We start from the raw sequence: 23,969 nt of genomic DNA, 5'->3' as shown, positions 1-23,969 counted from the left end.
AGCTCCCTCGCCACAGGGAACTGCTCTGGCTCAAGGGTTTGGTTCAGGTGCGTTGGCGTAGGCGGTCGATCGTGGCAGGATGGCGAGGTTATCGACCGAGACTTTTTGACCATGCCGCCATCCCAAGCCAAGAATCTGTCCCTGATCGCTGCCATCGACCTGGGCTCCAACAGCTTCCACATGGTCGTCGCAAAAGCCCAGAACGGGGAAATCCGCATTCTTGAGCGGCTCGGCGAAAAGGTCCAACTGGCCGCCGGCATCGACGAAGAACGCCAGCTGAGCGAAGAATCCATCCAGCGCGGGCTCGATTGCCTCAAGCGGTTTGCCCAACTGATCAACGGTATGCCCCTGGGCGCGGTGCGGATCGTGGGCACCAACGCCCTGCGCGAGGCGCGCAACCGTGGCGAGTTCATCCGCCGCGCGGAAGAAATCCTCGGGCATCCGGTAGAAGTCATTTCCGGCCGTGAAGAAGCCCGCCTGATCTATCTGGGCGTTTCCCATACCTTGGCCGACACCCCAGGCAAGCGCCTGGTGGCGGACATCGGTGGCGGCAGTACCGAATTCATCATCGGCCAGCGCTTCGAACCGCTGCTGCGCGAAAGCCTGCAGATGGGCTGCGTGAGCTACACCCAGCGTTATTTCCGCGACGGCAAGATCACCCCGGCCCGCTATGCCCAGGCCTATACAGCGGCGCGCCTGGAGATCATGAGCATCGAACACGCCCTGCACCGCCTGACCTGGGATGAAGCCATTGGCTCCTCGGGGACCATTCGCGCCATTGGCCTGGCCCTCAAGGCCGGCGGGCATGGCACCGGCGAGGTCAATGCCGAGGGCCTGGCCTGGCTCAAGCGACGGGTGTTCAAGCTCGGCGATGCCGACAAGATCGACTTCGAAGGCATCAAGCCCGACCGCCGGGCGATTTTCCCCGCGGGTCTGGCGATCCTCGAGGCGATTTTCGACGCCCTCGAACTGCACCGCATGGACCACTGTGAAGGCGCCCTGCGCGAAGGCGTGTTGTATGACCTACTGGGGCGTCATCATCACGAAGACGTGCGCGAGCGCACCCTGGGCTCGCTCATGGAGCGTTATCACGTCGACCTGGAGCAGGCCGCACGGGTCGAACGCAAGGCACTGCATGCCTTCGACCAGGTGGCCGATGACTGGGACTTGAACGACGGGGTCTGGCGCGAATTGCTGGGCTGGGCCGCCAAGGTCCATGAAGTGGGCCTGGACATCGCCCACTATCACTACCACAAGCATGGCGCCTACCTGATCGAGCATTCGGACCTGGCGGGGTTTTCCCGGGAAGACCAGCAAATGCTCGCGCTATTGGTGCGCGGCCACCGACGCAATATTCCCAAGGATAAGTTTGCCGAGTTCGGCGATGACGGCATCAAGCTGATTCGCCTGTGCGTGCTGCTGCGCTTCGCGATCCTGTTCCATCACATCCGTGGCACCCAGGAAATGCCCCAGGTCGCCCTGCATGCCGACGGCGATCAACTGGACGTGATGTTCCCCGACGGATGGCTGGAAGAAAACCAGCTGACCCAGGCCGACTTCGCCCAGGAGGCCGAATGGCTCACCCGGGTCGGGATTGTGCTGAACATTCACTGAGCCCCGCCACAACACAGATATCTGTGGCGAGGGAGCTTGCTCCCGCTGGGCTGCGAAGCGGCCCCAAGTCTTGGGGGGGCTTCGCCCCCCACCGGGAGCAAGCTCCCTCGCCACAAAAAGCCGAGCCTGCCCCCCTCCACCGATTTTTTAACGAACCGCCAACACCGGGCTGCTCAAGCGCTCCAGCAACGTTGCCTGGGCGCTGCGCGGGTTCTGGTTGCCGGTCGGGGTGTTGCGGATGTAGCGACCATCCGACTGCAGGCTCCAGCTGTGGGTGTTGTCGGTGAGGTAGCTTTCCAGCTCCTTCTTGACCCGCAGGATCAGCTTCTTGCCTTCCACCGGGAAGCAGGTCTCGACCCGTTTGTCGAGGTTGCGCTCCATCCAGTCGGCACTGGACAGGAACATCTGCTCCTCGCCGCCGTTGAGGAAGTAGAACACCCGCGTATGCTCCAGGAAGCGCCCGATGATCGAGCGTACATGGATGTTGTGGGACACCCCCGCAATGCCCGGCCGCAGGCAGCACATGCCACGCACCACCAGGTCGATGCGCACGCCCGACTGGCTGGCCTTGTACAACGCACGAATGATCTTCGGGTCGGTTAGCGAGTTGAACTTGGCAATGATATGGGCCGGTTTGCCGTCCAAGGCGAACTGCGTTTCCCGGGCGATCATGTCGAGCATGCCCTTTTTCAGGGTGAACGGCGCATGCAGCAGTTTCTTCATGCGCAGGGTCTTGCCCATGCCGATCAACTGGCTGAACAGCTTACCGACGTCTTCGCACAAGGCATCGTCAGAGGTCAGCAGGCTGTAGTCGGTGTACAGGCGGGCGTTGGCAGCGTGGTAGTTGCCGGTGCCCAAGTGGGCGTAGCGCACGATCTCACCGGCTTCACGGCGCAGGATGAGCATCATCTTGGCGTGGGTCTTGAAGCCGACTACGCCATAGATCACCACCGCACCCGCCGCCTGCAGGCGGCTGGCCAGTTGCAGGTTGGACTCCTCGTCGAAGCGCGCGCGCAACTCGATCACTGCCGTGACTTCCTTGCCGTTTCGCGCCGCGTCCACCAGGGCATCGACGATTTCCGAGTTGGCGCCGCTGCGGTACAGGGTCTGGCGCACCGCCAGGACGTGGGGATCCTTGGCGGCCTGGCGCAGCAGGTCGACCACCGGTGTGAACGACTCGAACGGGTGCAGCAGCAGGATGTCCTGCTTGCTGATCACGCTGAAAATGTTCTCGCTGTTTTGCAGCAGTTTCGGGATCTGCGGCGTGAACGGCAGATATTGCAGCTCCGGATGGCTGTCCAGGCCGGTGATGCTGAACAGTCGGGTCAGGTTGACCGGGCCGTTGACCTGGTACAACTCGGTCTCATGCAGGTTGAACTGCTTGAGCAGGTAATCGGACAGGTGTTTCGGGCAGGTATCGGCCACCTCCAGGCGCACCGCATCACCGTAGCGACGGGAGAACAGCTCGCCGCGCAGGGCGCGGGCCAGGTCTTCGACGTCCTCGGTGTCCACCGACAGGTCGGCGTTACGCGTCAAGCGGAACTGGTAGCAACCTTTCACCTTCATGCCCTGGAACAAGTCGTCGGCATGGGCGTGGATCATCGACGACAGGAACACATAATTGTCGCCAGGGCCACCGACGTCTTCCGGCACGCGGATGATCCGCGGCAGCAGACGTGGCGCCGGAATGATCGCCAGGCCGGAATCGCGACCGAAGGCGTCGATGCCCTCCAGTTCGACGATGAAGTTCAGGCTCTTGTTGACCAGCAGCGGGAACGGGTGCGTCGGATCGAGACCGATCGGCGTGATGATCGGTGCGATCTCGTCGCGGAAATAGCGGCGCACCCAGGTCTTGATCTTGGTGTTCCAGTAGCGCCGGCGGATGAAGCGCACCTGGTGCTTTTCCAGCTCCGGCAACAGGATATCGTTGAGGATCGCGTATTGCCGGTCCACATGGCCGTGGACCAGCTCGCTGATGCGCGCCAGGGCCTGGTGCGGTTGCAGGCCGTCGGCACCGGCCTGTTCACGGGCGAAGGTGATCTGCTTCTTCAGCCCGGCGACGCGGATTTCGAAAAACTCATCCAGGTTGCTGGAAAAGATCAGCAGGAACTTCAACCGCTCCAGCAGCGGGTAGGACTCGTCCAGCGCCTGCTCCAGCACGCGGATGTTGAACTGCAGTTGCGACAGCTCCCGATGGATGTACAGGCTGCTGTCATCCAGGTTGGGAATCACAATCGCCGGGGCCGGTGCGGGCTCGACGACAGCTGGGGCAGCAGGCTCCAGCGTCGGCGGTGTCTCGGCAATCTGCTCGACCACGGGTTGAGCGTCTTTTACGGCAACTTCGGAGAGTCCTTCGGTATTCATCGCAAGTTCCTGGGAGGCTATTTCTGCTCTCGTAACAATTGGGCGGCGCGCACGGCAAAGTAAGTCAGGATGCCATCAGCCCCTGCGCGCTTGAAAGCGGTCAAGGACTCCAGGATCACCCCTTCGCCCAACCAGCCGTTCTGGATCGCGGCCATGTGCATCGCGTATTCGCCGCTGACCTGATAAACAAAGGTCGGCACTTTGAATTCGTCTTTGACCCGGCAAAGAATGTCGAGGTAGGGCATGCCAGGCTTGACCATGACCATGTCTGCCCCTTCTGACAAGTCAGCCGCCACTTCGTGCAAGGCTTCCTGACTGTTGGCCGGGTCCATCTGATAAGAGGCCTTGTTGGCCTTGCCCAGGTTCAGGGCCGAGCCGACCGCGTCGCGGAACGGACCGTAATAGGCGCTGGCGTACTTGGCCGAGTAGGCCATGATCCGCACGTTGACGTGACCGGCCACCTCGAGGGCTTCGCGGATCGCCTGGATGCGCCCGTCCATCATGTCCGACGGCGCCACGACCTGGGCGCCGGCCTCGGCGTGGGACAGGGCCTGCCTGACCAGTGCATCGACGGTAATGTCGTTCTGCACGTAGCCTTCTTCATCGAGGATACCGTCCTGCCCGTGGGTGGTGAACGGGTCCAGCGCCACGTCGGTGATCACCCCCAGCTCCGGGAAGCGCGCGCGCAAGGCGCGGGTCGCGCGCTGGGCGATGCCTTCCGGGTTCCAGGCTTCGGCGGCGTCCAGGGACTTGAGTGTCGGCGGCGTGACCGGGAACAGCGCCAGCGCCGGAATGCCCAGTTCGACCCAGTGGGCGGCCTCTTCGAGCAGCAGGTCGATGGTCAGGCGTTCCACCCCGGGCATCGACGCCACCGCTTCGCGACGGTTCTCACCGTCCAGCACGAATACCGGCAGGATCAGGTCATTGGTGGTCAGCACGTTTTCACGTACCAGCCGACGAGAGAACTCATCACGACGGTTGCGACGCAGGCGGGTAGCAGGGAACAGACGATTGGCGGGGGTAAAGCTCACGGCAGACTCCTGAGCCCGTGCTGACGGGCGAGCGTGACAGTTATAAGCGCCCATTATGACGAAGACATTACAGTTATGTGCACCTGCGTCCTGTCGTCGCAGTTATTGTCATTGTAGGAATTGTTCACGTCGAGACACATTTCGATACTTTCCTGAATGTGCCTGAAGGGTTAGGCTGCGCGTTCATTTCGCCAGCACCCAGACAATGCTCCAACAATTTCTGCATGACTTCGGCTACTTGGCCCTGTTTATCGGCACGTTCTTCGAAGGCGAAACTATCCTCGTGCTCGCAGGTTTCCTGGCGTTCCGTGGCTACATGGACATCAACCTGGTGGTCGTCGTGGCGTTCTGCGGCAGCTACGCGGGCGATCAGCTGTGGTATTTCCTGGGACGCAAGCACGGGCGCAAGCTGCTGGCCCGCAAGCCGCGCTGGCAGTTGATGGGGGATCGGGCGCTGGAGCACATCCGCCGGCATCCGGACATCTGGGTCCTGAGCTTCCGTTTCGTCTATGGCCTGCGCACGGTGATGCCGGTGGCGATCGGTCTGTCAGGCTATCCGCCGGGTCGCTACCTGCTGCTCAACGGCATCGGTGCGGCGATCTGGGCCACGGCGCTGGCTGCGGCCGCGTACCACTTTGGCGCAGTGCTCGAAGGCATGCTGGGCAGCATCAAGAAGTATGAATTGTGGGTACTTGGCGCACTGCTGGTGCTGGGCCTGGTCTTGTGGCTGCGCCGACGCATCAAGAATGCACGCCTGGCCAGGAAAGTCCTCGAAGCCGAGCGCCTGGAGCAAGCCAGGTCCGGCGAACCTACGACGCCAACCGAGTAAACCGGGCACGGCAGCAATATAGCCCGATGCCGCTGAGCAGGCTGTAGCTGAGCAGCCCGGCCCAGGCCACAGGGTTGGCCGGCCACAACCCGGCCAGTGGCGCCAGCCATACCAGCGGCAGGTTCGAGGCCAGCCGCAACAGCTCCAGCCGCAACGCCCACGGGCGATTCTCCAGGGCCACGCCCAACACGAACAGACCGAACGCCACCGCGCCCCAACCCAGCATCAGGGCGGCGACCGGCAGGCTGGCTTCAAGGTTCATCAGATAACTGCCCAAGGCGATGTAGGCGCAGAACTGCAGCCCCACGTACCACTGCTGGCGAACATCCAACGGCACGTCGAATTTGCGGAACTGGCTCAAGTCCGACTTGTTCAGCGGGTACCTGGCCGCGACGTCCGCCGGACGCCAACCGGTGGGCATGAACCAGATCCGCAGCTTGTCCCACCAACGCCCGGCCCGCCTGGCATCGGCCCACAGCTGCGCATAAAACTGCAGGTTGGCCCACAACGGATTCCAGCTCTCCAGCGGCGTGGTCACGCCGAAAATCACCGGTTCGTTGACGTCTTCTTCCTGGAAGGTGCCAAACAGACGGTCCCAAATAATGAACACCCCGCCGTAGTTGCGATCCATGTAGAGAGGGTTCTGTGCATGGTGGGCACGATGATTGGACGGCGTCACGAAGCACCACTCCAGCCAGCCGAGCTTGGGAATGTGCTGGGTGTGGACCCAAAACTGGTACAGCAGATTCAACGCCGCAACGCTGACGAAGACCACCAGTGGCACACCCAGTACGGCGAGCGGGACGTAGAAGATCCAGCTCAACAGGAACCCGGTACTGGTCTGGCGCAACGCCGTGGAAAGGTTGTAGTCCTCACTCTGGTGGTGCACCGAATGAGCGGCCCAGAGGATGTTGCGTTCATGGCCCATGCGGTGCAGCCAGTAGTAACAGAAGTCGTAGAGCACGAAGGCAAACACCCAGGTCCAGGCCCGGTCGGCAGGCAGTTCGATGACGGCCAGGTGTTTCAGCGCAAAGGCGTAGGTCACCAGCCCCACGCCTTTGGTCAAGAGGCCCGTTGTGGTCGACAGCACGCCGGTGCTCAAGCTGTTGATCGCGTCGGCCACACGGTAGTGGCTCACGCCCCGCCAGCGATCGGCCAGCAACTCGACGGCGATCAGCACGAAGAAGAACGGCACGGCATACAGGATGAAGTTCATGACGCAACCCGGGCATGCGAGGCAGGGAGATAGTCGGCAGATTAGGTGTAGCTGGCCGATCCCCCTATGGCAACGAGTGACAAATTAGTAGACATTTAACGCCATGAATCTGGAGAAAAGCCCATGAGCAAAAAAATTGCAGTGATCCTTTCCGGCTGTGGCGTCTATGACGGCGCCGAGATCCACGAAAGCGTGATCACCTTGCTGCGTCTCGATCAGCGTGGGGCTCACGTCCAGTGCTTCGCCCCCAACATTGCCCAGTTGCATGTGATCAATCACCTGACCGGCGAGGAAATGCCCGAGAGCCGCAACGTGTTGGTGGAATCGGCGCGGATCGCGCGGGGCAACGTGAAGGACTTGCGTGAAGCCAGGGCCGAGGATTTCGACGCCCTGATCGTACCCGGTGGTTTTGGCTCGGCGAAAAACCTCTCCAACTTTGCCGTCGAAGGCGCGGCTTGCACGGTCCAGCCAGAGGTCCTCGCGCTGACCGAGGCCTTTGCCGAGGCCGGCAAACCGGTCGGGCTGATCTGCATCTCCCCGGCCCTGGCGGCGAAAATCTATGGCCCGGGCGTGGTCTGCACCATCGGCAACGACGTCGACACTGCCGCCGCTGTGACCAAAATGGGGGGTACTCACGAAGCGTGCACCGTCACCGACATCGTTGAAGACCGAGCGCGCAAACTGGTCAGCACCCCGGCCTACATGCTGGCGCAGAATATCAGCGAAGCGGCTTCCGGCATCAACAAACTGGTGGATCGGGTGTTGGAATTGACGCACGAGAACGACGCCTGACCCCACCACCACTAACCCTGTGGGAGCTCGCTCCCACAGAGGTTTGGGCATGATTCAAGGCAATCGGGTCAGGCGCGTCAGGATCCGATCCAGGGCATTGGCAAACCCCTGCTTGTCCCGCTCGCTGTAGGCCGCCGGGCCGCCGCCCATGTGGCCCTGTTCACGCAGATCAGTGAACAGGTTGCGCACCGCCAGCCGCTCGCCCATGTTTTGCGCATCGAACTCCTTGCCGCGCGGGTCCAGGGCCGCGACGCCCTTCTTCACCAACCGGTCGGCCAAGGGCACGTCGCTGCAGATCACCAGTTCACCCGGCTCGGCGTGCTCCACCAGGTAATCGTCCGCCGCATCAGGGCCACTGGGTACCACGATCAGCTTCACACAAGCCAGGGCCGGCTTGATCTGCGGCTGACCGGCCACCAGCACCACCTCGAACCGGCGCTTCAGGGCGAACTTGACCACCAGTTCTTTCGCCGCCTTGGGACAGGCATCGGCGTCGATCCATACGCGCATTGGGGTTGCTCCTCTTTAAAATGCATCGCGAGCAAGCTCGCTCCCACAAGGACAGCCTACATCCTGTGGGGAGCTTGCTCGCGATAATGAGCGCAGCGAATGTTTATCAGGAAACCTGGACCCGACGCTTCTCCACCACCCAACTGCGCCCATACAGCACCATGATCGCCAGGATCGCCACCACTTGAGCGGCCAGCGAATAGGCATCGGCATGAATGCCCAGCCAGTCGAATTCGAAGAATGCCACCGGATGGGTGCCGAAGATCCCGGCTTCCTGCAACGCCTTCACGCCGTGACCGGCGAATACCACCGACAGCGCGCACAACAACCCGGCGTTGATACTGAAAAACAGCGCCAGGGGCAGTTTCGCCGAGCCGCGCAGGATCACCCAGGCCAACCCCACCAACAACACCAGCGCCGTCGCGCCGCCGGCCAGCACCGCGTTGTGCCCGGCGGGGCCCGCTTGCAACCACAGGGTTTCGTAGAACAGGATCACTTCGAACAGTTCGCGATAGACCGAGAAGAACGCCAGGATCGCAAAACCAAACCGCCCCCCGCCGCCCACCAGGCTGCTCTTGATGTAGTCCTGCCAGGCCGCTGCGTGGCGACGGTCATGCATCCACACACCCAGCCACAGCACCATCACACTGGCGAACAACGCCGTCGCGCCTTCAAGCAGCTCACGCTGGGCACCGCTGACGTCAATCACATACGCCGCCAGGCCCCAGGTCGCCAGGCCGGCCACCAGCGCCAGCCCCCAACCGACGTTGACACTGCGCACCGCTGACTGCTGGCCGGTGTTGCGCAGGAACGCCAGGATCGCCGCCAGCACCAGGATCGCTTCCAATCCTTCACGCAGCAGGATCAGCAACCCGGAGATATAGCTCAGCGACCAGCTCAAGCCATCGCCACCCAGCAGGCCGGCGGACTCCTTCAACTTGGCCTTGGCCGCGTCCAGACGCTGTACCGCCTGCTCCACCGGCAAACCGTCCTGCAACGACTGACGGTAGGCCATCAGGGACTTTTCGGTGTCCTTGCGCACGTTGGCATCGACGTTGTCCAGCGAGCTTTCCACCAGCTCGAAACCTTCCAGATAAGCCGCTACCGACAAGTCATAGGCCTGGTCGTGGTCACCGGCACGGTACGCCGCGATGCTTTTATCCAGGGTGGCCGCCGTGTAGTCGAGCAACTGCGCCGGGCCACGTTGCACTTGCGGCGGCTGGGCACGCTGGGCACGGAACGTCGCCGCCGCTGCCGGGCCTTGTGCGGCGAGGACTTCGGCCGGGGTCTGGCGCGCCAGGTCAGCGAGGTTGAAGACCTGTTCACTTTTGGCGGCGGCCGGGTCCGCGCTGAAGCTGGCGATGTAGGTCGCCAGGTCCCAGCGCTGACGGTCGTCGAGCTGATCGGCGAAGGCCGGCATATCCGTGCCTTCGATGCCCATGCCGACGGTGTTGTAGATCCCATAGAGACTCAGGCGATCCAGGCGCTGGGCGTCCCGCATGTTGGCGGGCGGCGGTTCCAAGCCGACACCGGCAGGACCGTCGCCGGCACCGTTGGCTCCGTGGCACACCGAGCAATTTTGCGCATACAGCGGCGCGCCGCGGGTGGGGTCGGGCGTGATGACCGGTGCCTGGCTGACTTCATATGCCACCGCCAGCTTGGCCCCCAGTTGCCGCGCCAGGCGCGCAACATCGCCGCCGTCCTGGCGCTGGGTGATCGCCGTGCGCAGGGTGCCGATGCCTTGGACCAGCTCAGTCTTTTCTGGCTTGGCCGGCCACCCGGCGACCAACCCTTCCAGCGCTTGGGTAAATTCCAGCTGCTCGCGGTACTCCGCCTCGTCGATGACCTTGCCCGCCTCGACCGTCGCCGGGTAATCCGCCCCGATGTAATCCAATAAATGCAGCGCCTGGGGGGCACTCTCAAGGGGGTCGGCCTGCAGCGCAGTGCTGCACAAAGCAAGCAATGGCAGTACAAGCCAAGCCAGGAAACGGAACGGCACAGTCATGAATGACTCTCAGTTGGTAATAAGAAGTAACACATTGTTCACTTCCAATGGCTTCGGCTCAAGGGCGGATGTGGCATGGGCGCCGATTTTCATCGGATTTTCATGCTTTGGAGGTGATGTCACAAAAACGGCATTTAGACATTGAAAAGCCATTACATAGCTAAGAGCCATGTTTATAATCCCGCCGCCTTCTTATCATTCGATGGCATAAAAGCTCCTCTTTTTATGAGGAACCGACAGCGTACCAACGCTTGTCCGTGGGATCGCCCCAGCCCGACCCGCACACCCCGGCTGTTTCTCAGGGAAGAAATGTTCATGGCATCCCGTGCCGTTTTTTCGATCGCCCTCGGTGCGATCACCTTGTTGTCCGGCTGTTCGGCCTTTCGCAACTACGACAGCGAATTGGCCCAGACCAACCAGCAACTGGCTTCCGGCAACGTCGACGCCGCATTGACGCTGCTGGAAAAGAACAACACCAGCCAGGACAAGGACCTGCTGTATTACTTCGAGAAAGGTGAGCTGCTGCGCGCCAAGGGCGACCTGTCCGGCAGCCAGACCGCCTGGAACAGCGCCGACCAACAGGTTGGCCAATGGGAAGATGCGGTCAAACTCGACACGGCCAAGTACCTGGCCCAGTTCGGCAGTTTCCTGGTCAACGATAAAGTCCGCCGCTACGAAGGCTACGACTACGAAAAGGTCATGCTGACCACGCAGATGGCCCTGAACCTGCTGGCGGTGAATGACTTCGACGGCGCGCGGACGCAAATCAAGAAGACCCACGAACGCGAAGCGGTGATTGCCGACCTGCGGGACAAGGAATACCTCAAGCGCGAGGAAGAAGCCGAGAAACAAGGGATCAAGACCGAATACAAGGACCTTCAGGGTTACCCGGTGGCCAGCCTCGACGCCCCGGAAGTGGTCAGCCTCAAGAACAGTTACCAGAGCGCGTTCAGCCATTACCTGGCCGGTTTCGTCTACGAAGCCCTGGGTGAAAAGGACCTGGCCGCACCGGGTTATCGCAAGGCCGCCGAACTGCGCCCCAACACACCGCTGCTGGAGCAGGCCCTGCGTGACCTCGACAAGCCCGCCGCCAAGAGCGACGACAGCGACATCCTGATCGTGGTGCAGAGTGGCCTGGCGCCGTCCCGGGACTCGATCCGCATTCCCTTGCCTTTGCCAATCAGCGGCAACCTGGTCATCACGCCGTTGTCGTTCCCACTGATCAAGCCCGACACTTCCACGGCCACCTTCGGCCAGATCGGTGTCGACGGCCGCCAGCTGGACCTGACCCAACTCAACAGCACCACCGCCATGTCCCGTCGGGCCCTGCGCGACGACATGCCGGGCATCATCTTGCGCACCACCGTCCGCGCCGTCACCCGTGGCGTGGCGCAAAAGCAGATCAACGACACCAATCCCCTGGCCGGCCTGGCCGTCGGCCTCACCTCGGCCGTACTCGAAGGTGCCGATACCCGAACCTGGCGCACCCTGCCCGACTACACCCAGGTGGTGCGCCTGCGCCTGAAGAAAGGCGAGCACCAGGTCACCTTGCCAAGCTCGGTGGGCGGCTCGGTGGTCAAGGTCACCGTCGACCAGCGCTACCAGGTCATCAGCCTGCGTGCGGTGGGTAACCAGGTGTTCGCCGGTGGCCTGGCGGCCCAGGTGATGCCCAGCGCCAACCCGACCGCCATTGCCCTCAAGCAACCTTAAGAACGGAGTCTTGTTCACATGCGTTTAAAACTGATCGCCGTCGGCGCCCTGGCCTTGCTGGCCGGTTGCGCCACCCCGCCACCACCGGAACCGGGCAGCGCCGCCAGCAAGGTCGTGGCGATGGGCAAGACCAAGAACATTGTGGTCGGCGCCATGCGCGTGGCCCGGGAAAACGGCTACATGACCGTCAATGTCCAGTTGAGCAACACCAGCTACAACAACAAGACGATGTATTACCGCTTTGCCTGGCTCGGGCCGGAAGGCTTTCCGATCGCCGAGGAAGAAACCTGGAAAAGCCTGACGCTGTATGGCGAACAGACCAGTTTCCTGCCGGCCATCGCACCGACACCCAAGGCGGTGGATTTCCGTTTGGAAATCAATACCCCTTGAGCCTGGTCCCGGTCGGCCAGGCCAACACCAGACCTGTGGTGAGGGGATTTATCCCCGCTGGGCTGCGCAGCAGCCCTCAAACCGACGGACTCGGTATGTCAGGTAGATTTCATTCAGTTTTTTGGGGCTGCTACGCAGCCCAGCGGGGATAAATCCCCTCGCCACAAAAACCCTTTATGCAGCAATTTGAGAGCACCCACATGTTCGTACGCATCTCCTCCCTCGCCCTCGCTGCCTTGCTGGTCAGCGGTTGCGCCAACAACTCGCCGGTCCTGGGCAACAAGAACATCAGCTACGGCGACACCAAGGCCGTGGAAACCGTGACCAACGAGTTCGGTTCCACCGACCTGCAAATGATCGCCGAGTCCATGACCCGCTCCCTGGCCCAGTCCGGCATCCTGCAGGGTCGCCCGGTGGTCCAGGTCTATGACGTGAAGAACAAGACCAGCGAATACATCGACACCCGTGAAATCACTACCAGCATCAAGACCCAGCTGATGAAGACCGGCGCTGCTCGCTTCGCCAGCGACAACACCGCCATGGACAGCCAGGTCGACCAGCTCAAGCTGCAGAACCAGAGCGGCCTGTACAAGAAAAGCACCGTAGCCAAGACCGGCAACATGATCGCTGCCAAGTACCGCCTCGAAGGCTCCATCAGCTCGATCGTCAAGCGCAGCAGCGACTACAAGGACGTCTTCTACAAATTCAGCCTGCAATTGATCGACGTCGAAAGCGGTCTGGCCGAGTGGATGGACGAAAAAGAAATCCGCAAGACCACGGAGCGTTAAGCCATGCGCACATGGATAGGCATCATGGCCCTGGCCTGCGCATTTGGCGCGCAGGCGGCCCCGAAAGTCGCAGTGACCGACCTTGCATACCAGGAGCGGGTGGAGGAATACATCCACACCGTCTCAGCGCAGAGCAACTTCCAGGCGAACCCTTACAGCGCCAGCGCTTCCTCGAGCTACGACGAGATGGAAGCCACCAGCAGCTATATCGAGCAGGGCGAACTGCGCAAGTTCACGGGTGACATCAAGGGCGAGATCCTGCGCAGCGGGATGTTCCAGCTGACCCAAGGCACGCCCTACACGGCGGCGTCCAAGGGCGACGTCTATGACGTGATCAAGCGCATCAAGGCCGGGAACTTCAAGGGTGCCGATTACGTGCTGTTCGGCACGGTGTCGGACATCGACTTCACCCGCGACATCAACGAGCTGGCCAATACCGACAGCTACTCAGCCGTATTGGCGCTGACCCTGGTGGCGGACTTCAGCCTGATCAACACCAAGACCTACGAAATCACCTCAGCCTTTACGGCCATGGGCGAAGGCCAGGACACCAAGCTGTTGAACCACCGGGACGTGCGCATCAGCCTCAACCGGCCGCGGGTGGTGCGCGAAGTGTCCAAGGCCCTGGGGGAAGACGTGGCACGACAACTGAGCGAACAGCTCGGCGGCCCGAGCTATCAACAGCCCGGCGAGCCGATGCAGGGCAATAACCTGCCCCGGGATACCGCGCCGGTGATTTTGCGCTGAGCCACGCCGCTGGATAGTAGAGACGCTTTTGTGGCGAGGGAGCTTGCTCCCGCTGGGTCGCGAAGCGGCCCCAAGATCTTGCGGTCGCTGCGCAACCGAGCGGGAGCAAGCTCCCTCGCCACAGGTGTTGTGTATAAGCCGGTTACACCGCAGCCTTGCGAATCGTCGCGAGCAAGCCCGCCGCCCCGATGAACAGGCCAGCAAACGTGCGGTTCATCCGCCGTTGCTGCTTCGGTGTACGCAACAGGCGCAGGACTTTGGACGCCAACCCGGTGTATCCGGCCATGACGATGAGGTCGACGACGACCATGGTGACGCCCAGGATCAGGTATTGCTGGATCAACGGGGCATGGGGATTGATGAACTGTGGCAACACCGCCAGCATGAACACCAGCGCCTTGGGGTTGCTGATGTTGACCAGGAAGCCGCGAAACACCAGCGCCAAAGGATTACCGATAGGCCGCACGACGGAATCATCGCTGATATCGCCAGGGATGGCTCGCCACTGTTTGATACCCAGGTAAACCAGATAGGCCACGCCGAACCACTTGATCGCATAGAACGCAGTGGCCGACGCCGTAAGGATCGCGCCAACACCGGCAGCGACGATCACAATTTGCAGCGCCAGGCCCAGTTGCAGGCCCAGGGCATTCCAGTAACCGCGCCAAAACCCGTAGCGCAAGCCACTGGACATCGATGCAATGGCACCGGCGCCCGGGGAAAGACTGATCACCCAACAGGCGGCGAAAAACGCCAGCCATGTTTCCAGCACCATTGCACACCTCGGCTCGAATTCGTCGAAAACGACTAAGCTAATGCGCCGCCAGGCCGTTGACCACCGTTTTTTGCGCAAGCACTTAAGCCGGTATGAACACCGTGGCGAGGGAGCTTGCTCCCGCTGGGCTGCGTAGCAGTCCCTTACTCGACGAAACCACCCACCGGAAACGCTTCGCTGCCACGCCAGCGCCGTACCGAACGCTGGAAGAACAGGCTGTTGGGTACTTGCACCATGGCACTGCCAGTGCCGAGTTCCTCGGGTTCGATCAGCGTGGTGTACAGCAGATTGATCGCCACCACGCGTCCTTTGATGCCAGGCTTGTCGGTGGTGTCCACCAGCTCGACCACATCGCCCAGGCGAAACGGTCCGACGGTGTAGATCAACACGGCGCAGAACAGGTTGGACAGTACGCTCCAGATGGCGAAGAACGCCACCGCTGCCACCGCGACGAAGCCCGACAGTGCAGTCCATAGCACCGTGGCCGAGACACCCAAGCGTTCGAGCACCACCAGCACCGCAGTGCCCATGATCAGCCAGCGCAGCACACCCCGCAGGATAATCACCAGTTGGGGCGGGAACGGGTAACGCTCCCCCAGGCCTGTAAGGGTCCGCGCCACGACACGCTGCGCGACATAACCGGCCACCAGGATCAGCAGGATTTGCACACCCAGCCAGATCGGCTCGATCCACATGACGGGTATAGGCAACGCCAACGCTTCCATCAGGACAACGCCTCCAGCTCCGCTTGCAGGTTTTCCAGCAGTTCCAGCGCTTGCATCCAAGCCTCCTCGAGTTCCGCTTCCCGAATTTTCAGCTTGGCCTGCTCGGCCAGCAGGTCGCGCAACTCATCTTTGCGCGCCGCCTCGTAGAGACCACTGTCGCCAAGGCTGGTTTCGATCTTTTGCAGTTTTTCATGCAGCTTGCCCAACTCGGCTTCGAGTTTGTCGGCCTCACGCTTGTGCGGCGCCAGTTGTTGGCGCAATGCGGCGGCGGCCTGGCGCTGGGCTTTCTTGTCGGTCTTGTCCGGGTTGACCGGCGTGCTGCTGACCGGCGCGTTGCGCTGACGGTATTCCACCAGCCAACGGGCGTAGTCTTCCAGGTCGCCGTCGAACTCCTCGACCTTGCCGTCGGCCACCAGGAAGAAATTATCCGTGGTGCTCTTGAGCAAATGCCGATCGTGGGACACCACCAGCACCGCGCCACTGAATTCCTGCAAGGCCATGGTCAGGGCCAGGCGCATCTCCAGGTCCAGGTGGTTGGTCGGTTCGTCGAGCAGCAACAGGTTCGGCCGGCCCCAGGCGATCAATGCCAACGCCAGGCGTGCCTTTTCGCCACCGGAGAAATTCAGCACCGGCTCGTCGATGCGCGCCCCGCGGAAATCGAACCCACCGAGGAAATCCCGCAGGGTCTGCTCGCGCTCGGTCGGTGCCAGGCGTTGCAGGTGCAAAAGCGGGCTGGCCTTGGAATCCAGGGAGTCGAGCTGGTGCTGGGCAAAATAGCCAACGACGGTGTTTTCACCTCGGGTCAAGCGCCCAGCCAATGGTTGGAGTTCGCCGGAAAGGTTCTTGATCAGGGTCGACTTACCGGCACCGTTGGGGCCCAGCAGACCAATCCGCGCACCCGGGATCAGTTGCAGCTTGACCTTCTCCAGCACGGTCTTGTCGCCGTAGCCCAGGCGCGCGTCGGACAGGTCGATCAACGGGCTGGAAATCTTGGTCGATTCGCGGAAGACAAAATCAAACGGCGAATCGACGTGGGCCGCCGACAACTCTTCCATCCGCTCCAGCGCCTTGATCCGGCTCTGGGCCTGGCGGGCCTTGGTGGCCTGGGCCTTGAAGCGGGCGATGTAGCTTTCCATGTGCGCACGTTGCGCCTGCTGCTTCTCGTAGGCCTGCTGTTGCTGGGCCAGGCGTTCGGCGCGCGCGCGCTCGAAGGCGCTATAGCCGCCGCGGTACAAGGTGAGCTTGCGCTGATCGACATGGGCCACGTGATCCACCACCGCGTCGAGGAAATCACGGTCGTGGGAAATCAGCAGCAGCGTGCCCGGGTAACTCTTGAGCCAGTCTTCGAGCCAGATGATGGCGTCGAGGTCCAAGTGGTTGGTCGGCTCATCGAGCAACAGCAGATCCGAAGGACACATCAAGGCCTGGGCCAAGTTCAGGCGCATCCGCCAGCCACCGGAGAAGTCCCCGACCTGACGATCCATCTGCTCATTGGTAAAGCCCAGGCCGGCGAGCAATTTGCGCGCACGAGCATCGGCGGTGTAGCCGTCGGCACTGTCGAGTTCCGCGTGCAGACGGGCCTGTGCGGCACCGTCGTGGGCCGCTTCGGCCGCCGCCAGGTCACGTTGCACCTGGCGCAGGCGCAGGTCGCCATCGAGCACGTAGTCCACCGCCAGACGCTCGAGGGTGTCGACCTCCTGGCGCATGTGGGCGATGCGCCAATCAGCCGGCAACAGGCAATCACCCGAGTCCGGGTGCAGCTCGCCTCGCAGCAAGGCGAACAGGCTCGATTTGCCGGCGCCGTTGGCACCGATGAGGCCGGCTTTGTGGCCGGCGTGCAGGGTCAGCTCGGCGTCTTCTAGCAGACGTTGCGGGCCACGCTGTAAAGTCAGGTTCTGAAGTCGGATCATAATGGCGGCGGAGTCTACCAGCTTCGCTCGCAACTGGCGCGAGTAGCACGATGTCCCCAGACCTGTGGAGCTTTTCCCTCGACCTCTATGCCAAGCCTGGCGTAGAGCCTGCGTGCCTGGCATCACAAGACGCCGGCGCCAACGTCTGCCTGCTGCTGTGTGGCCTGTGGCTGGCGCAGCGTGGCGTGGCCTGCAATGAACACAGGCTGCGGCAGCTTCGACTATTGGCCGCGCCCTGGGATGCCGAGGTGGTGCGGCCACTGCGCACGCTTCGCAGCCAATGGAAAACCAGCGCCCTCCAGGACACGGCACTCAATGGCCTGCGCGAGCAGGTCAAGCAGCTGGAGCTGGCGGCCGAACGGCAATTGCTGGAGCGATTGGAAGCGCTGGCCAAGGATTGGCCTGGGACACAACAGAACGATTCAGCGCAATGGCTGCAAGGGCTGGCGGCGAATGCCGGGCCAGCGAGCCGCGACGCGCTGCATCAGCTGCGCGTCGCGGTGTCCGGCACTTAGGAAGCGCTGGTTGGGGTGCTGCTGATGCTCGGCGCAACGGCGGCGGATGGGCTGGTCGCCGCGGCCGGAGTGCTGGCGGTTGGCGCCGGTGCCGTGGTCGGAGCCGGTGTCGCTGGCTTGGCGGCTGGCGCAGTCGCAGGTTTTGCAGCGGCTGGCTTTTTCACGGCCGGTTTCGCTGCCGGCTTGGCGGCTGGTTTGGCGGCAGCGGGCTTCGCGACGGCTGGTTTGGCAGCCGTTGGCTTCGCAGCAGCAGGCTTGGCCGCAGCCGGTTTGGCAGCGGGTTTAGCCGCCGCTTTGGCGGGGGCTTTGGCAGCGACAGGCTTGGCAGCCGTTTTCGCAGCGGGCTTGGCCGCAGCCGTTTTGGTTGCCGCAGGCTTCGCTGCTGGTTTGGCAGCAGGCTTAACGGCAGCAGGTTTTGCGGTGGCTTTTACCGCAGCTTTGGCAGCAGGTTTTGCGGCGGCGGTTTTAGCGGCAGGTTTGGCTGCAGCTTTTGCCGCAGGTTTAGCGGCCGGTTTAGCAGCAGCTTTTACAGCAGGCTTGGCGGCAGCAGGTTTTGCAACTGCCGTTTTTGTGGCGGGCTTGGCCGCAGCTTTGACAACTGGTTTTTTTGCCGCAGGTTTTGCAGCACTGGCAGCGACCGATTTGGCAGCTGGCTTGCTGGCAGCTTTGGCCGGTGCTTTCGCTGCAGGCTTGGCAGCGACTTTGGCCGGAGCTTTTGCCGCGACGGGTTTAGCCGCCGGCTTCTTGGCCGATACAGCGGCAGGCTTGGCAGCACGAAGCGACAGCGCCTTGCCCGCGGCTTCCTGCACGCGACCGACGCCTTGGGCCAGCTTCAGGCTTTCCTGGGCATCACGCTTGAGTTGCAGAATGTAGGTGCGGGTCTCGGACTGACGATCCTTCAAGGCATCGAGCAGGTCTTCGAGTTCTTTCACGACATCTTTGGCCTTGGCTTGCGCCTTGGCCTTGCCAGCGGTGGCTGCGTCTTGCAATTTGGTGCGCGACTTGTGCAGTTTTTCCTGCGCTTTGCCGCGTTGTTTTTCAAGTTTGGCGAGCAGTTTTTCAGCATCAGCCAGGGCTTGGGAGCAGGCATTTTCCAGATGTTCGAGCAGGCTGCCCGAGAGTTGTTGGAGCAAGTGCAACGGAGTGTTTACAGGCTTCTTGGTGGCCGACATGGTTTACCTCCTGACTGACGTGAGTGCGGCTCATACTAGACCTCTGCTTCAACCGCCGCTAGGGCATGTTGACAGTACACAAGACGTTGCGTTGCAAGGGACGAAAAATCTTCTGCGCCAGTGCCTTGGCAATCCACCTCTATCGATATCGGCACTGGCATAATTCCTCGATTCGAGGCCGGAGAGCACACATGTCGCGTCACCTGTTTTTATTCCTGTGCATGGTTTGCTCCACGGTCCAGGCCGTTGAAAAAACCAGCGCAAACGATGCCCACGATTTGGCTTACAGCCTGGGCGCAAGCCTCGGCGAACGCCTGCGCCAGGACGTGCCGGACCTGCAGATCAAAGCCTTGGTCGAAGGCTTGCAACAGGCCTACCTGGGCAAGCCGCTGGCCCTCAAGGATGAACGCATCGAACAGATCCTGGCCGAGCACCAGGCACAACTGAATTCGCAATCGACAACGCCACAGATCGAAGCTGCGTTGAAAACGGAGCAGAAATTTCTCAATGAAGAAAAGAACCGTCCAGGCGTCCAGCAACTCGCAGACGGCATCCTGCTGACCGAGATCAAGCCAGGCCACGGCGCGAAGGCCGGCCCTCACGGCAAGGTCCAGGTGCTGTATACCGGTCGATTGCCGGACGGCACGGTATTCGACTCCAACCACCAGGCACAGTGGTTCAACCTCGACAGCGTGATTGACGGCTGGCGCAGTGCATTGCCGCAAATGCCGGTAGGCGCAAAATGGCGGTTGGTGATTCCGTCGACCCTGGCCTATGGCGCCGAAGGGGCGGGAGATGTGATCCCGCCATTCACGCCACTGGTGTTTGAAATCGAATTGCTGGGCGCGACGACCTGACGCCGACTCAATAAAAAACGGTGCGCAATGCGCACCGTTTTTTCATGACCGCGAAACCCTCAGGCCTGGACCGCGGCTTCTTCCTTGTGAGCGTTGTGCAACACTTCGATCAGGCAGTCTTCCAGTTCGAAACGTTCGTGCAGCAAGCCGCCCAGCTCCTTGAATTTTTCCGCTACGCACTTGCCTTCATCGCACAGGTCGTTGAACGCCAGCAGCTTTTCGGTGATGACGTCGATACGCGGGTAGATCTGCTCGGCCAGTTCCAGGCCGCGCTTGTCGTTGAAGGCCTTGGCCTCGCCCGTCAGTTGTTCGTATATCTCGAAATGACCGGCAGACACATAGTCGACCAGCACACCGCAGAACTCCTGCAAGGGTTTGCGGCTTTCGCTCAGCGCTTCAGGCTTATCGCCGAGGGCATCGTAGGCCCGAACCAGTTCGTGACGCTCCTGCAACCAGCGATCGATCAGCAGATGCACCCCACCCCAGCGTTCCTGAGCATTCTGACAACTTTCGAGCATGGTGATTTCTTCCCTTGTGAGTCATGCCACTCGCAGCCTGTGCACGCCTGATGATCAGGGACAAGCCAGACACAACATGATCGAGCGGCACAATTCCAATAACACGTGCGGGCCAGATTATGCCCGCACGACAATGGCTTCAAGGTACGCAGGAGATAAAGTTCATACAAGTGTTTAATCCATGGCCCGGAGCATCTGCGACGTATCGCCGCTGAGCGGTCGTACCAGAGCACTCCAGGCAAGGCGCAGCAGTAGATAGGCCATCGCGCTGGACACCGCGAGAAAAAACAACAGGCTCCATTCGGGGATACTCAGGTCGAACAGCGTCCAGGTGATATTCGCGCAATCGACCGCGCCATCGAGGACGCGATGCAACGCGCACCACCACGAATCCATCAGCTTGGGCTGGGCAACACAATCAGGAAACGGCTCGAACGAATGGCTTTGCATCAAGACCTGACGCCATGCCAGGGTCATTCCCCCCGTCGCAAAAACCAACCCTGCCGCACCATAGAAGAAACTGCCTCTTTGGCCTGGACCGTGTACGCATGCCACAAGGCTGTTCACTAGGAACAGCGTCAGGCACAACCGCTGCAAGACACAAAGGCTGCAAGGCGTCAGGCCGACCGAATACTCCAGATAAGTGGCAATGCCCAAAGCCAGGGCTGCGGCGATGGAAGCCATGAAAAACAAGAAGCGTGAGCTGGCCAAAGACATGGCGGTTCCGTAACAGAAGAGACAAGCAGTTACGGTAGAGGAAAGCCCTCGGGCCTTTCAAGGCAGGCCCGCGCAGACACTTCACCAGGGATGTAGGGAATTCCCGACAGGCCAAAGAGGATACAGCGCGATGGGCTGTAGGACTTTACTGATGGCATGAGCAAAGCCCCAAAACCAGGGCGGTATTCGCAACCCTTCGCTCACGGCCGACACTGAACCTGTGGCGAGGGGATTTATCCCCGCTGGGCTGCGAGGCAGCCCTAAAGCCTGGCGCCGTGCGTGCTGTATCAGATTTTCATCGAGCCCAAGCTTAAAAGGGCCGCTTCGCAGCCCAACGGGGATAAATCCCCTCGCCACAAGGGTTCATACCATTTTCAAGAATGAGTCATGCCCCTCTCAAGTGGACAACACCTGAGCCGGAACCGGCAACGGTGCGGCCAGCAGGCGCTCGTCCAGCAGCCCCAATCCCTCCTGGAACAACTGGTTGCTGCGCTCGGCATCGCCCAGTTGCGCCAGCAATCGCGCCAGTTCAGCACAGGCTTCGGGGTTGCGTTGGACGCGCAAGCTGCTTTCCAGATAGTCCCGCGCCTTGCCCCACAAACTGTTCTGCAGGCATAGGCGCCCCAGGGTCAGCAGCAGGCTTGGATCCGCCGGATGATCCTTGAGCCAGCCTTCGGCCGTTTGCAACTGGCGGATCGGATCATTGCCTCGAACCAACCCGTACAGGCGCGCCAGATGGCTGTCATAATGACGCTTGAGCGCACTTCGCAGTACCTCTTCGGCCTCGACCTGGGCTCCCAACTGACGCAACTGCTCGGCATAGGCCAGCACCAGCGCCGACTCCTGGCGCTGCGCGGAGGTCAGTTGTTGCCAGGCGCGATTGAGCGACTGCAAACCGACGCTGCCGTCCTCCTCACGGTGGGCTGCCAGGGTGAGGTTTTCACCCCAGGCACGACGTTCCAGTTCCGCCAGTTCAGCGGGTGGCAGGACCTTGTCCTTGCGCAGCTCCGGCAGCAGCCGGATCAATGCCGACCAGTCGCCGCGCTGCTGATGCAGTCGTTGCAGTTGGCGCAGGACCTGGACGTTATGGGGATGCCGCTCATGCATGGCCTGGAGCGTGGTCAACGCGCCGTCGGTGTCGCCTCGGTCCGTCTGCAGTTGCGCGTGCGTAAGGGCAATGGCCAGTTCCGCCTGGGGCTGACGCTCCAGGGCGCGCTCGAGCAAACTGTCGCTCTGTTCGTAGAGGCCTTGTTCGTTGGCCGCACGGGCGGCGCCGAGGTAATACAGCAGCGGCTGGCGCTCGGCTTCGGCAGCACGATGCAGATGTCGTTGGGCACTGGCCCAGCGACCTTCGGCCAGGTCCAACTGGCCGTGCTCGATCGCCACTTGCACCCGCCGGCTGCGGTTGCGCCGCGACCACGGGTTGACCACGCCGCTCGACGTAGTCACCAGCCCGATCAGTGCCCTCAGGCCTCGCCACACCAGCCAGAACACCGCCACCAGCGCCAGGGTGACCCAAAGGCCAGCTTCATAACGGAAGTTCTTGTACGCCACCAGCACGTAACCCGAATGCTCGGCAATCGCCATGCCCAGCAAGGCAGCGGCAGCGATGACCACGAACAGAATCACGTAGAGACGCTTCATGGCGTGGCCTCCTGCGCGCCAGGCGCGGACAGCGGCTTGACCGATTCCTGGGCATTGAGGTTGCGGCGCTCAAGGTAAGCCTGGACGCTGCTCAGCGTGCCCGTCAGGTCCGGGGTGACCACCGTCACCGGCTGCTTGGACAGCTCGACCACGCGCTCGAGCATGATCTTGCTTTGCGGGTTGTCCTGGTTGAAGTTGTTCTTCAACACGTCCCGAGCCTCGGTCAGCGCCTGGGTGTAGACCGGCGCCTGACCATTGAGGGCGGCCCATTGCGCCTGCTCCAGCGCCAGGCTCAAGGCCAGGCGCACTTGCACGAGGCTTTGCCCGGCCAGCAGCGGACGAACATTTTCATCGGCGTTGAAGTCGATACGGATATAGCGCGAGATCTGGTCCCACCACTGCGCCCAACGACTGGCGCCATCGCCGTCGGCGGTCAGGCCCAGCAGGGATTCACCGCGGTCCTTGTACTCGGGCGCCAGTTCGGTCAGCTCCAGGACCTGGTCACGCAAGGCACCCAGTTGCAGGAACAGCCCGGTGCGATCCGGTTGCTCGGTGCTGCGCAACGCGGCGAGGGTCTTGGCCAGTTGCTCGCGGGCGGCGAACGAACCGGGGTCGTTCTGCTCACGCAGGATTTCGTCAGCCCCCTGGACCAGCGCCTGGGCACTGTTGATGTCCTGCAGGGCGGAAAGACGCAGGCTGGCCAGGCGCAACAAGTGCTCGGCCTCCGCCAGGCGCCAATCCTTGCGGCTGGCACCGAGCACGGTTTCCAGGCGCTGGTTCAGGTGCTGCTGGTCACTTTGCAACTGGGCCACCAGGCGCCGCCGCCCCTCCAGCTCTTCGGCCGGGGGCAATTGCGCCAGGCGCTCGCTCAGGCGTTGCTCGTTGAGCTTGAGGCTCTGGGCCTGGTCATTCAGCGCCTGGACCTGGGCAGACTGCTGCTGGTTATTGGTTTGCAGGTGACGCACCTGCCACACGCCCCAACCGCCCACGGCCACGCCAGCGGCCCCGAGCAGCAATGCAACTATGGCCAACCCGTTGCCGCGACGCGGCGCCACCGGGGGCGGAGTTTCAACCGGCGCATCGATCGCTGGCTGGTCTAGATCTTCTTTTGGCAAGGCTGTTTCGCTCACGTATCCATCC

General features: G+C 62.0%; 22 protein-coding genes. 9 read left to right on the top strand and 13 right to left on the bottom strand.

The features are described from left to right. The first annotated feature begins 111 nt into the window (after positions 1-111). The gene (gene ppx / locus TK06_RS22320; protein WP_063323857.1) at positions 112-1,614 is read left to right on the top strand and encodes an exopolyphosphatase; all 1,503 of its coding nucleotides are present in this window, start codon (positions 112-114) and stop codon (positions 1,612-1,614) included. A gap of 147 nt (positions 1,615-1,761) precedes the next feature. Here the strand turns inward: ppx and ppk1 are convergent, their stop codons facing one another. Then, positions 1,762-3,978, bottom strand: coding sequence for a polyphosphate kinase 1 (ppk1, locus tag TK06_RS22315; RefSeq protein ID WP_063323856.1), 2,217 nt, complete (start codon positions 3,976-3,978; stop codon positions 1,762-1,764). Positions 3,979-3,995: 17 nt separating this feature from the next. Next, entirely contained in the window at positions 3,996-5,009 is a 1,014-nt protein-coding gene (gene hemB / locus TK06_RS22310) for a porphobilinogen synthase (protein WP_063323855.1), read from the bottom strand. A 205-nt stretch (positions 5,010-5,214) separates the two neighbouring features. Between hemB and TK06_RS22305 the strand changes: the two genes are divergently transcribed. Then, positions 5,215-5,838 (top strand): DedA family protein, encoded by a 624-nt coding sequence (locus TK06_RS22305; protein ID WP_003206742.1) that lies wholly within the window; start codon positions 5,215-5,217, stop codon positions 5,836-5,838. Here the strand turns inward: TK06_RS22305 and TK06_RS22300 are convergent. Beyond that, positions 5,819-7,054, bottom strand: a complete 1,236-nt coding sequence (locus TK06_RS22300) for a sterol desaturase family protein (RefSeq protein WP_063323854.1) — start codon at positions 7,052-7,054, stop codon at positions 5,819-5,821. The two genes, TK06_RS22305 and TK06_RS22300, sit on opposite strands and share 20 nt — an antisense overlap. A 123-nt stretch (positions 7,055-7,177) precedes the next feature. Between TK06_RS22300 and elbB the strand changes: the two genes are divergently transcribed. Then, on the top strand, positions 7,178-7,846 hold the full coding sequence (gene elbB / locus TK06_RS22295; RefSeq protein WP_063323853.1) for an isoprenoid biosynthesis glyoxalase ElbB: 669 nt from the start codon (positions 7,178-7,180) through the stop codon (positions 7,844-7,846). Positions 7,847-7,900: 54 nt separating this feature from the next. Here elbB and TK06_RS22290 read toward each other — a convergent pair whose 3' ends face one another. Further along, positions 7,901-8,356, bottom strand: a complete 456-nt coding sequence (locus TK06_RS22290) for a YaiI/YqxD family protein (RefSeq protein WP_063323852.1) — start codon at positions 8,354-8,356, stop codon at positions 7,901-7,903. Positions 8,357-8,462: 106 nt separating this feature from the next. Beyond that, a complete protein-coding gene (locus TK06_RS22285; protein ID WP_063323851.1) occupies positions 8,463-10,361 on the bottom strand; it encodes a cytochrome c/FTR1 family iron permease in 1,899 nt (632 codons plus the stop codon). Positions 10,362-10,676: 315 nt separating this feature from the next. Here TK06_RS22285 and TK06_RS22280 point away from each other — a divergent pair, with 315 nt between their 5' ends. From TK06_RS22280 to TK06_RS22265, 4 genes are all read left to right on the top strand, one after another. Beyond that, a complete protein-coding gene (locus tag TK06_RS22280) occupies positions 10,677-12,071 on the top strand; it encodes a COG3014 family protein (protein ID WP_063325202.1) in 1,395 nt (464 codons plus the stop codon). A gap of 18 nt (positions 12,072-12,089) precedes the next feature. Next, positions 12,090-12,461: a YcfL family protein gene (locus TK06_RS22275; protein WP_003206754.1), complete on the top strand. Its 372-nt coding sequence runs from the start codon at positions 12,090-12,092 to the stop codon at positions 12,459-12,461. A 200-nt stretch (positions 12,462-12,661) separates the two neighbouring features. Further along, on the top strand, positions 12,662-13,249 hold the full coding sequence (lpoB, locus tag TK06_RS22270; protein WP_003177333.1) for a penicillin-binding protein activator LpoB: 588 nt from the start codon (positions 12,662-12,664) through the stop codon (positions 13,247-13,249). Positions 13,250-13,252: 3 nt separating this feature from the next. Beyond that, on the top strand, positions 13,253-13,996 hold the full coding sequence (locus tag TK06_RS22265) for a hypothetical protein (RefSeq protein WP_063323850.1): 744 nt from the start codon (positions 13,253-13,255) through the stop codon (positions 13,994-13,996). A gap of 142 nt (positions 13,997-14,138) precedes the next feature. On the opposite strand, the gene rhtB is transcribed toward TK06_RS22265, so the two are convergent. From rhtB to TK06_RS22250, 3 genes are all read right to left on the bottom strand, one after another. Then, positions 14,139-14,771: a homoserine/homoserine lactone efflux protein gene (rhtB, locus tag TK06_RS22260; RefSeq protein ID WP_063323849.1), complete on the bottom strand. Its 633-nt coding sequence runs from the start codon at positions 14,769-14,771 to the stop codon at positions 14,139-14,141. A gap of 143 nt (positions 14,772-14,914) precedes the next feature. Further along, positions 14,915-15,496 (bottom strand): mechanosensitive ion channel family protein, encoded by a 582-nt coding sequence (locus TK06_RS22255; protein ID WP_063323848.1) that lies wholly within the window; start codon positions 15,494-15,496, stop codon positions 14,915-14,917. Next, a complete protein-coding gene (locus tag TK06_RS22250; RefSeq protein ID WP_063323847.1) occupies positions 15,496-17,406 on the bottom strand; it encodes an ATP-binding cassette domain-containing protein in 1,911 nt (636 codons plus the stop codon). The genes TK06_RS22255 and TK06_RS22250 overlap by 1 nt, the downstream gene beginning before the upstream one ends. Positions 17,407-17,456: 50 nt before the next feature. Here TK06_RS22250 and TK06_RS22245 point away from each other — a divergent pair, with 50 nt between their 5' ends. Continuing rightward, the gene (locus TK06_RS22245) at positions 17,457-17,921 is read left to right on the top strand and encodes a TIGR02444 family protein (protein ID WP_063323846.1); all 465 of its coding nucleotides are present in this window, start codon (positions 17,457-17,459) and stop codon (positions 17,919-17,921) included. Here the strand turns inward: TK06_RS22245 and TK06_RS22240 are convergent. Next, entirely contained in the window at positions 17,918-19,093 is a 1,176-nt protein-coding gene (locus TK06_RS22240; RefSeq protein ID WP_063323845.1) for an AlgP family protein, read from the bottom strand. The genes TK06_RS22245 and TK06_RS22240 overlap by 4 nt on opposite strands. Before the next feature lie 191 nt (positions 19,094-19,284). Between TK06_RS22240 and TK06_RS22235 the strand changes: the two genes are divergently transcribed. After that, a complete protein-coding gene (locus TK06_RS22235) occupies positions 19,285-19,950 on the top strand; it encodes an FKBP-type peptidyl-prolyl cis-trans isomerase (protein ID WP_063323844.1) in 666 nt (221 codons plus the stop codon). Between the two features lie 59 nt (positions 19,951-20,009). Here the strand turns inward: TK06_RS22235 and TK06_RS22230 are convergent, their stop codons facing one another. From TK06_RS22230 to TK06_RS33105, 4 genes are all read right to left on the bottom strand, one after another. Beyond that, positions 20,010-20,468, bottom strand: coding sequence for an Rsd/AlgQ family anti-sigma factor (locus tag TK06_RS22230; protein ID WP_003206770.1), 459 nt, complete (start codon positions 20,466-20,468; stop codon positions 20,010-20,012). A 174-nt stretch (positions 20,469-20,642) separates the two neighbouring features. After that, positions 20,643-21,185 carry a disulfide bond formation protein B gene (locus tag TK06_RS22225; protein WP_063323843.1) on the bottom strand — a complete coding sequence of 181 codons (543 nt, stop codon included), beginning with the start codon at positions 21,183-21,185 and terminating at the stop codon, positions 20,643-20,645. A gap of 396 nt (positions 21,186-21,581) precedes the next feature. Continuing rightward, positions 21,582-22,829 (bottom strand): heme biosynthesis protein HemY, encoded by a 1,248-nt coding sequence (locus TK06_RS22220; RefSeq protein ID WP_063323842.1) that lies wholly within the window; start codon positions 22,827-22,829, stop codon positions 21,582-21,584. Beyond that, positions 22,826-23,959 carry a uroporphyrinogen-III C-methyltransferase gene (locus TK06_RS33105; RefSeq protein ID WP_063325201.1) on the bottom strand — a complete coding sequence of 378 codons (1,134 nt, stop codon included), beginning with the start codon at positions 23,957-23,959 and terminating at the stop codon, positions 22,826-22,828. Before TK06_RS33105 ends, TK06_RS22220 begins: the two co-directional genes overlap by 4 nt. Between the last annotated feature and the right edge of the window lie 10 nt (positions 23,960-23,969).

The sequence above is a fragment of the Pseudomonas fluorescens genome, assembly GCF_001623525.1.
Taxonomy (GTDB): domain Bacteria; phylum Pseudomonadota; class Gammaproteobacteria; order Pseudomonadales; family Pseudomonadaceae; genus Aquipseudomonas; species Aquipseudomonas fluorescens_Q.
This window is presented reverse-complemented; position numbering and strand designations above follow the sequence as displayed.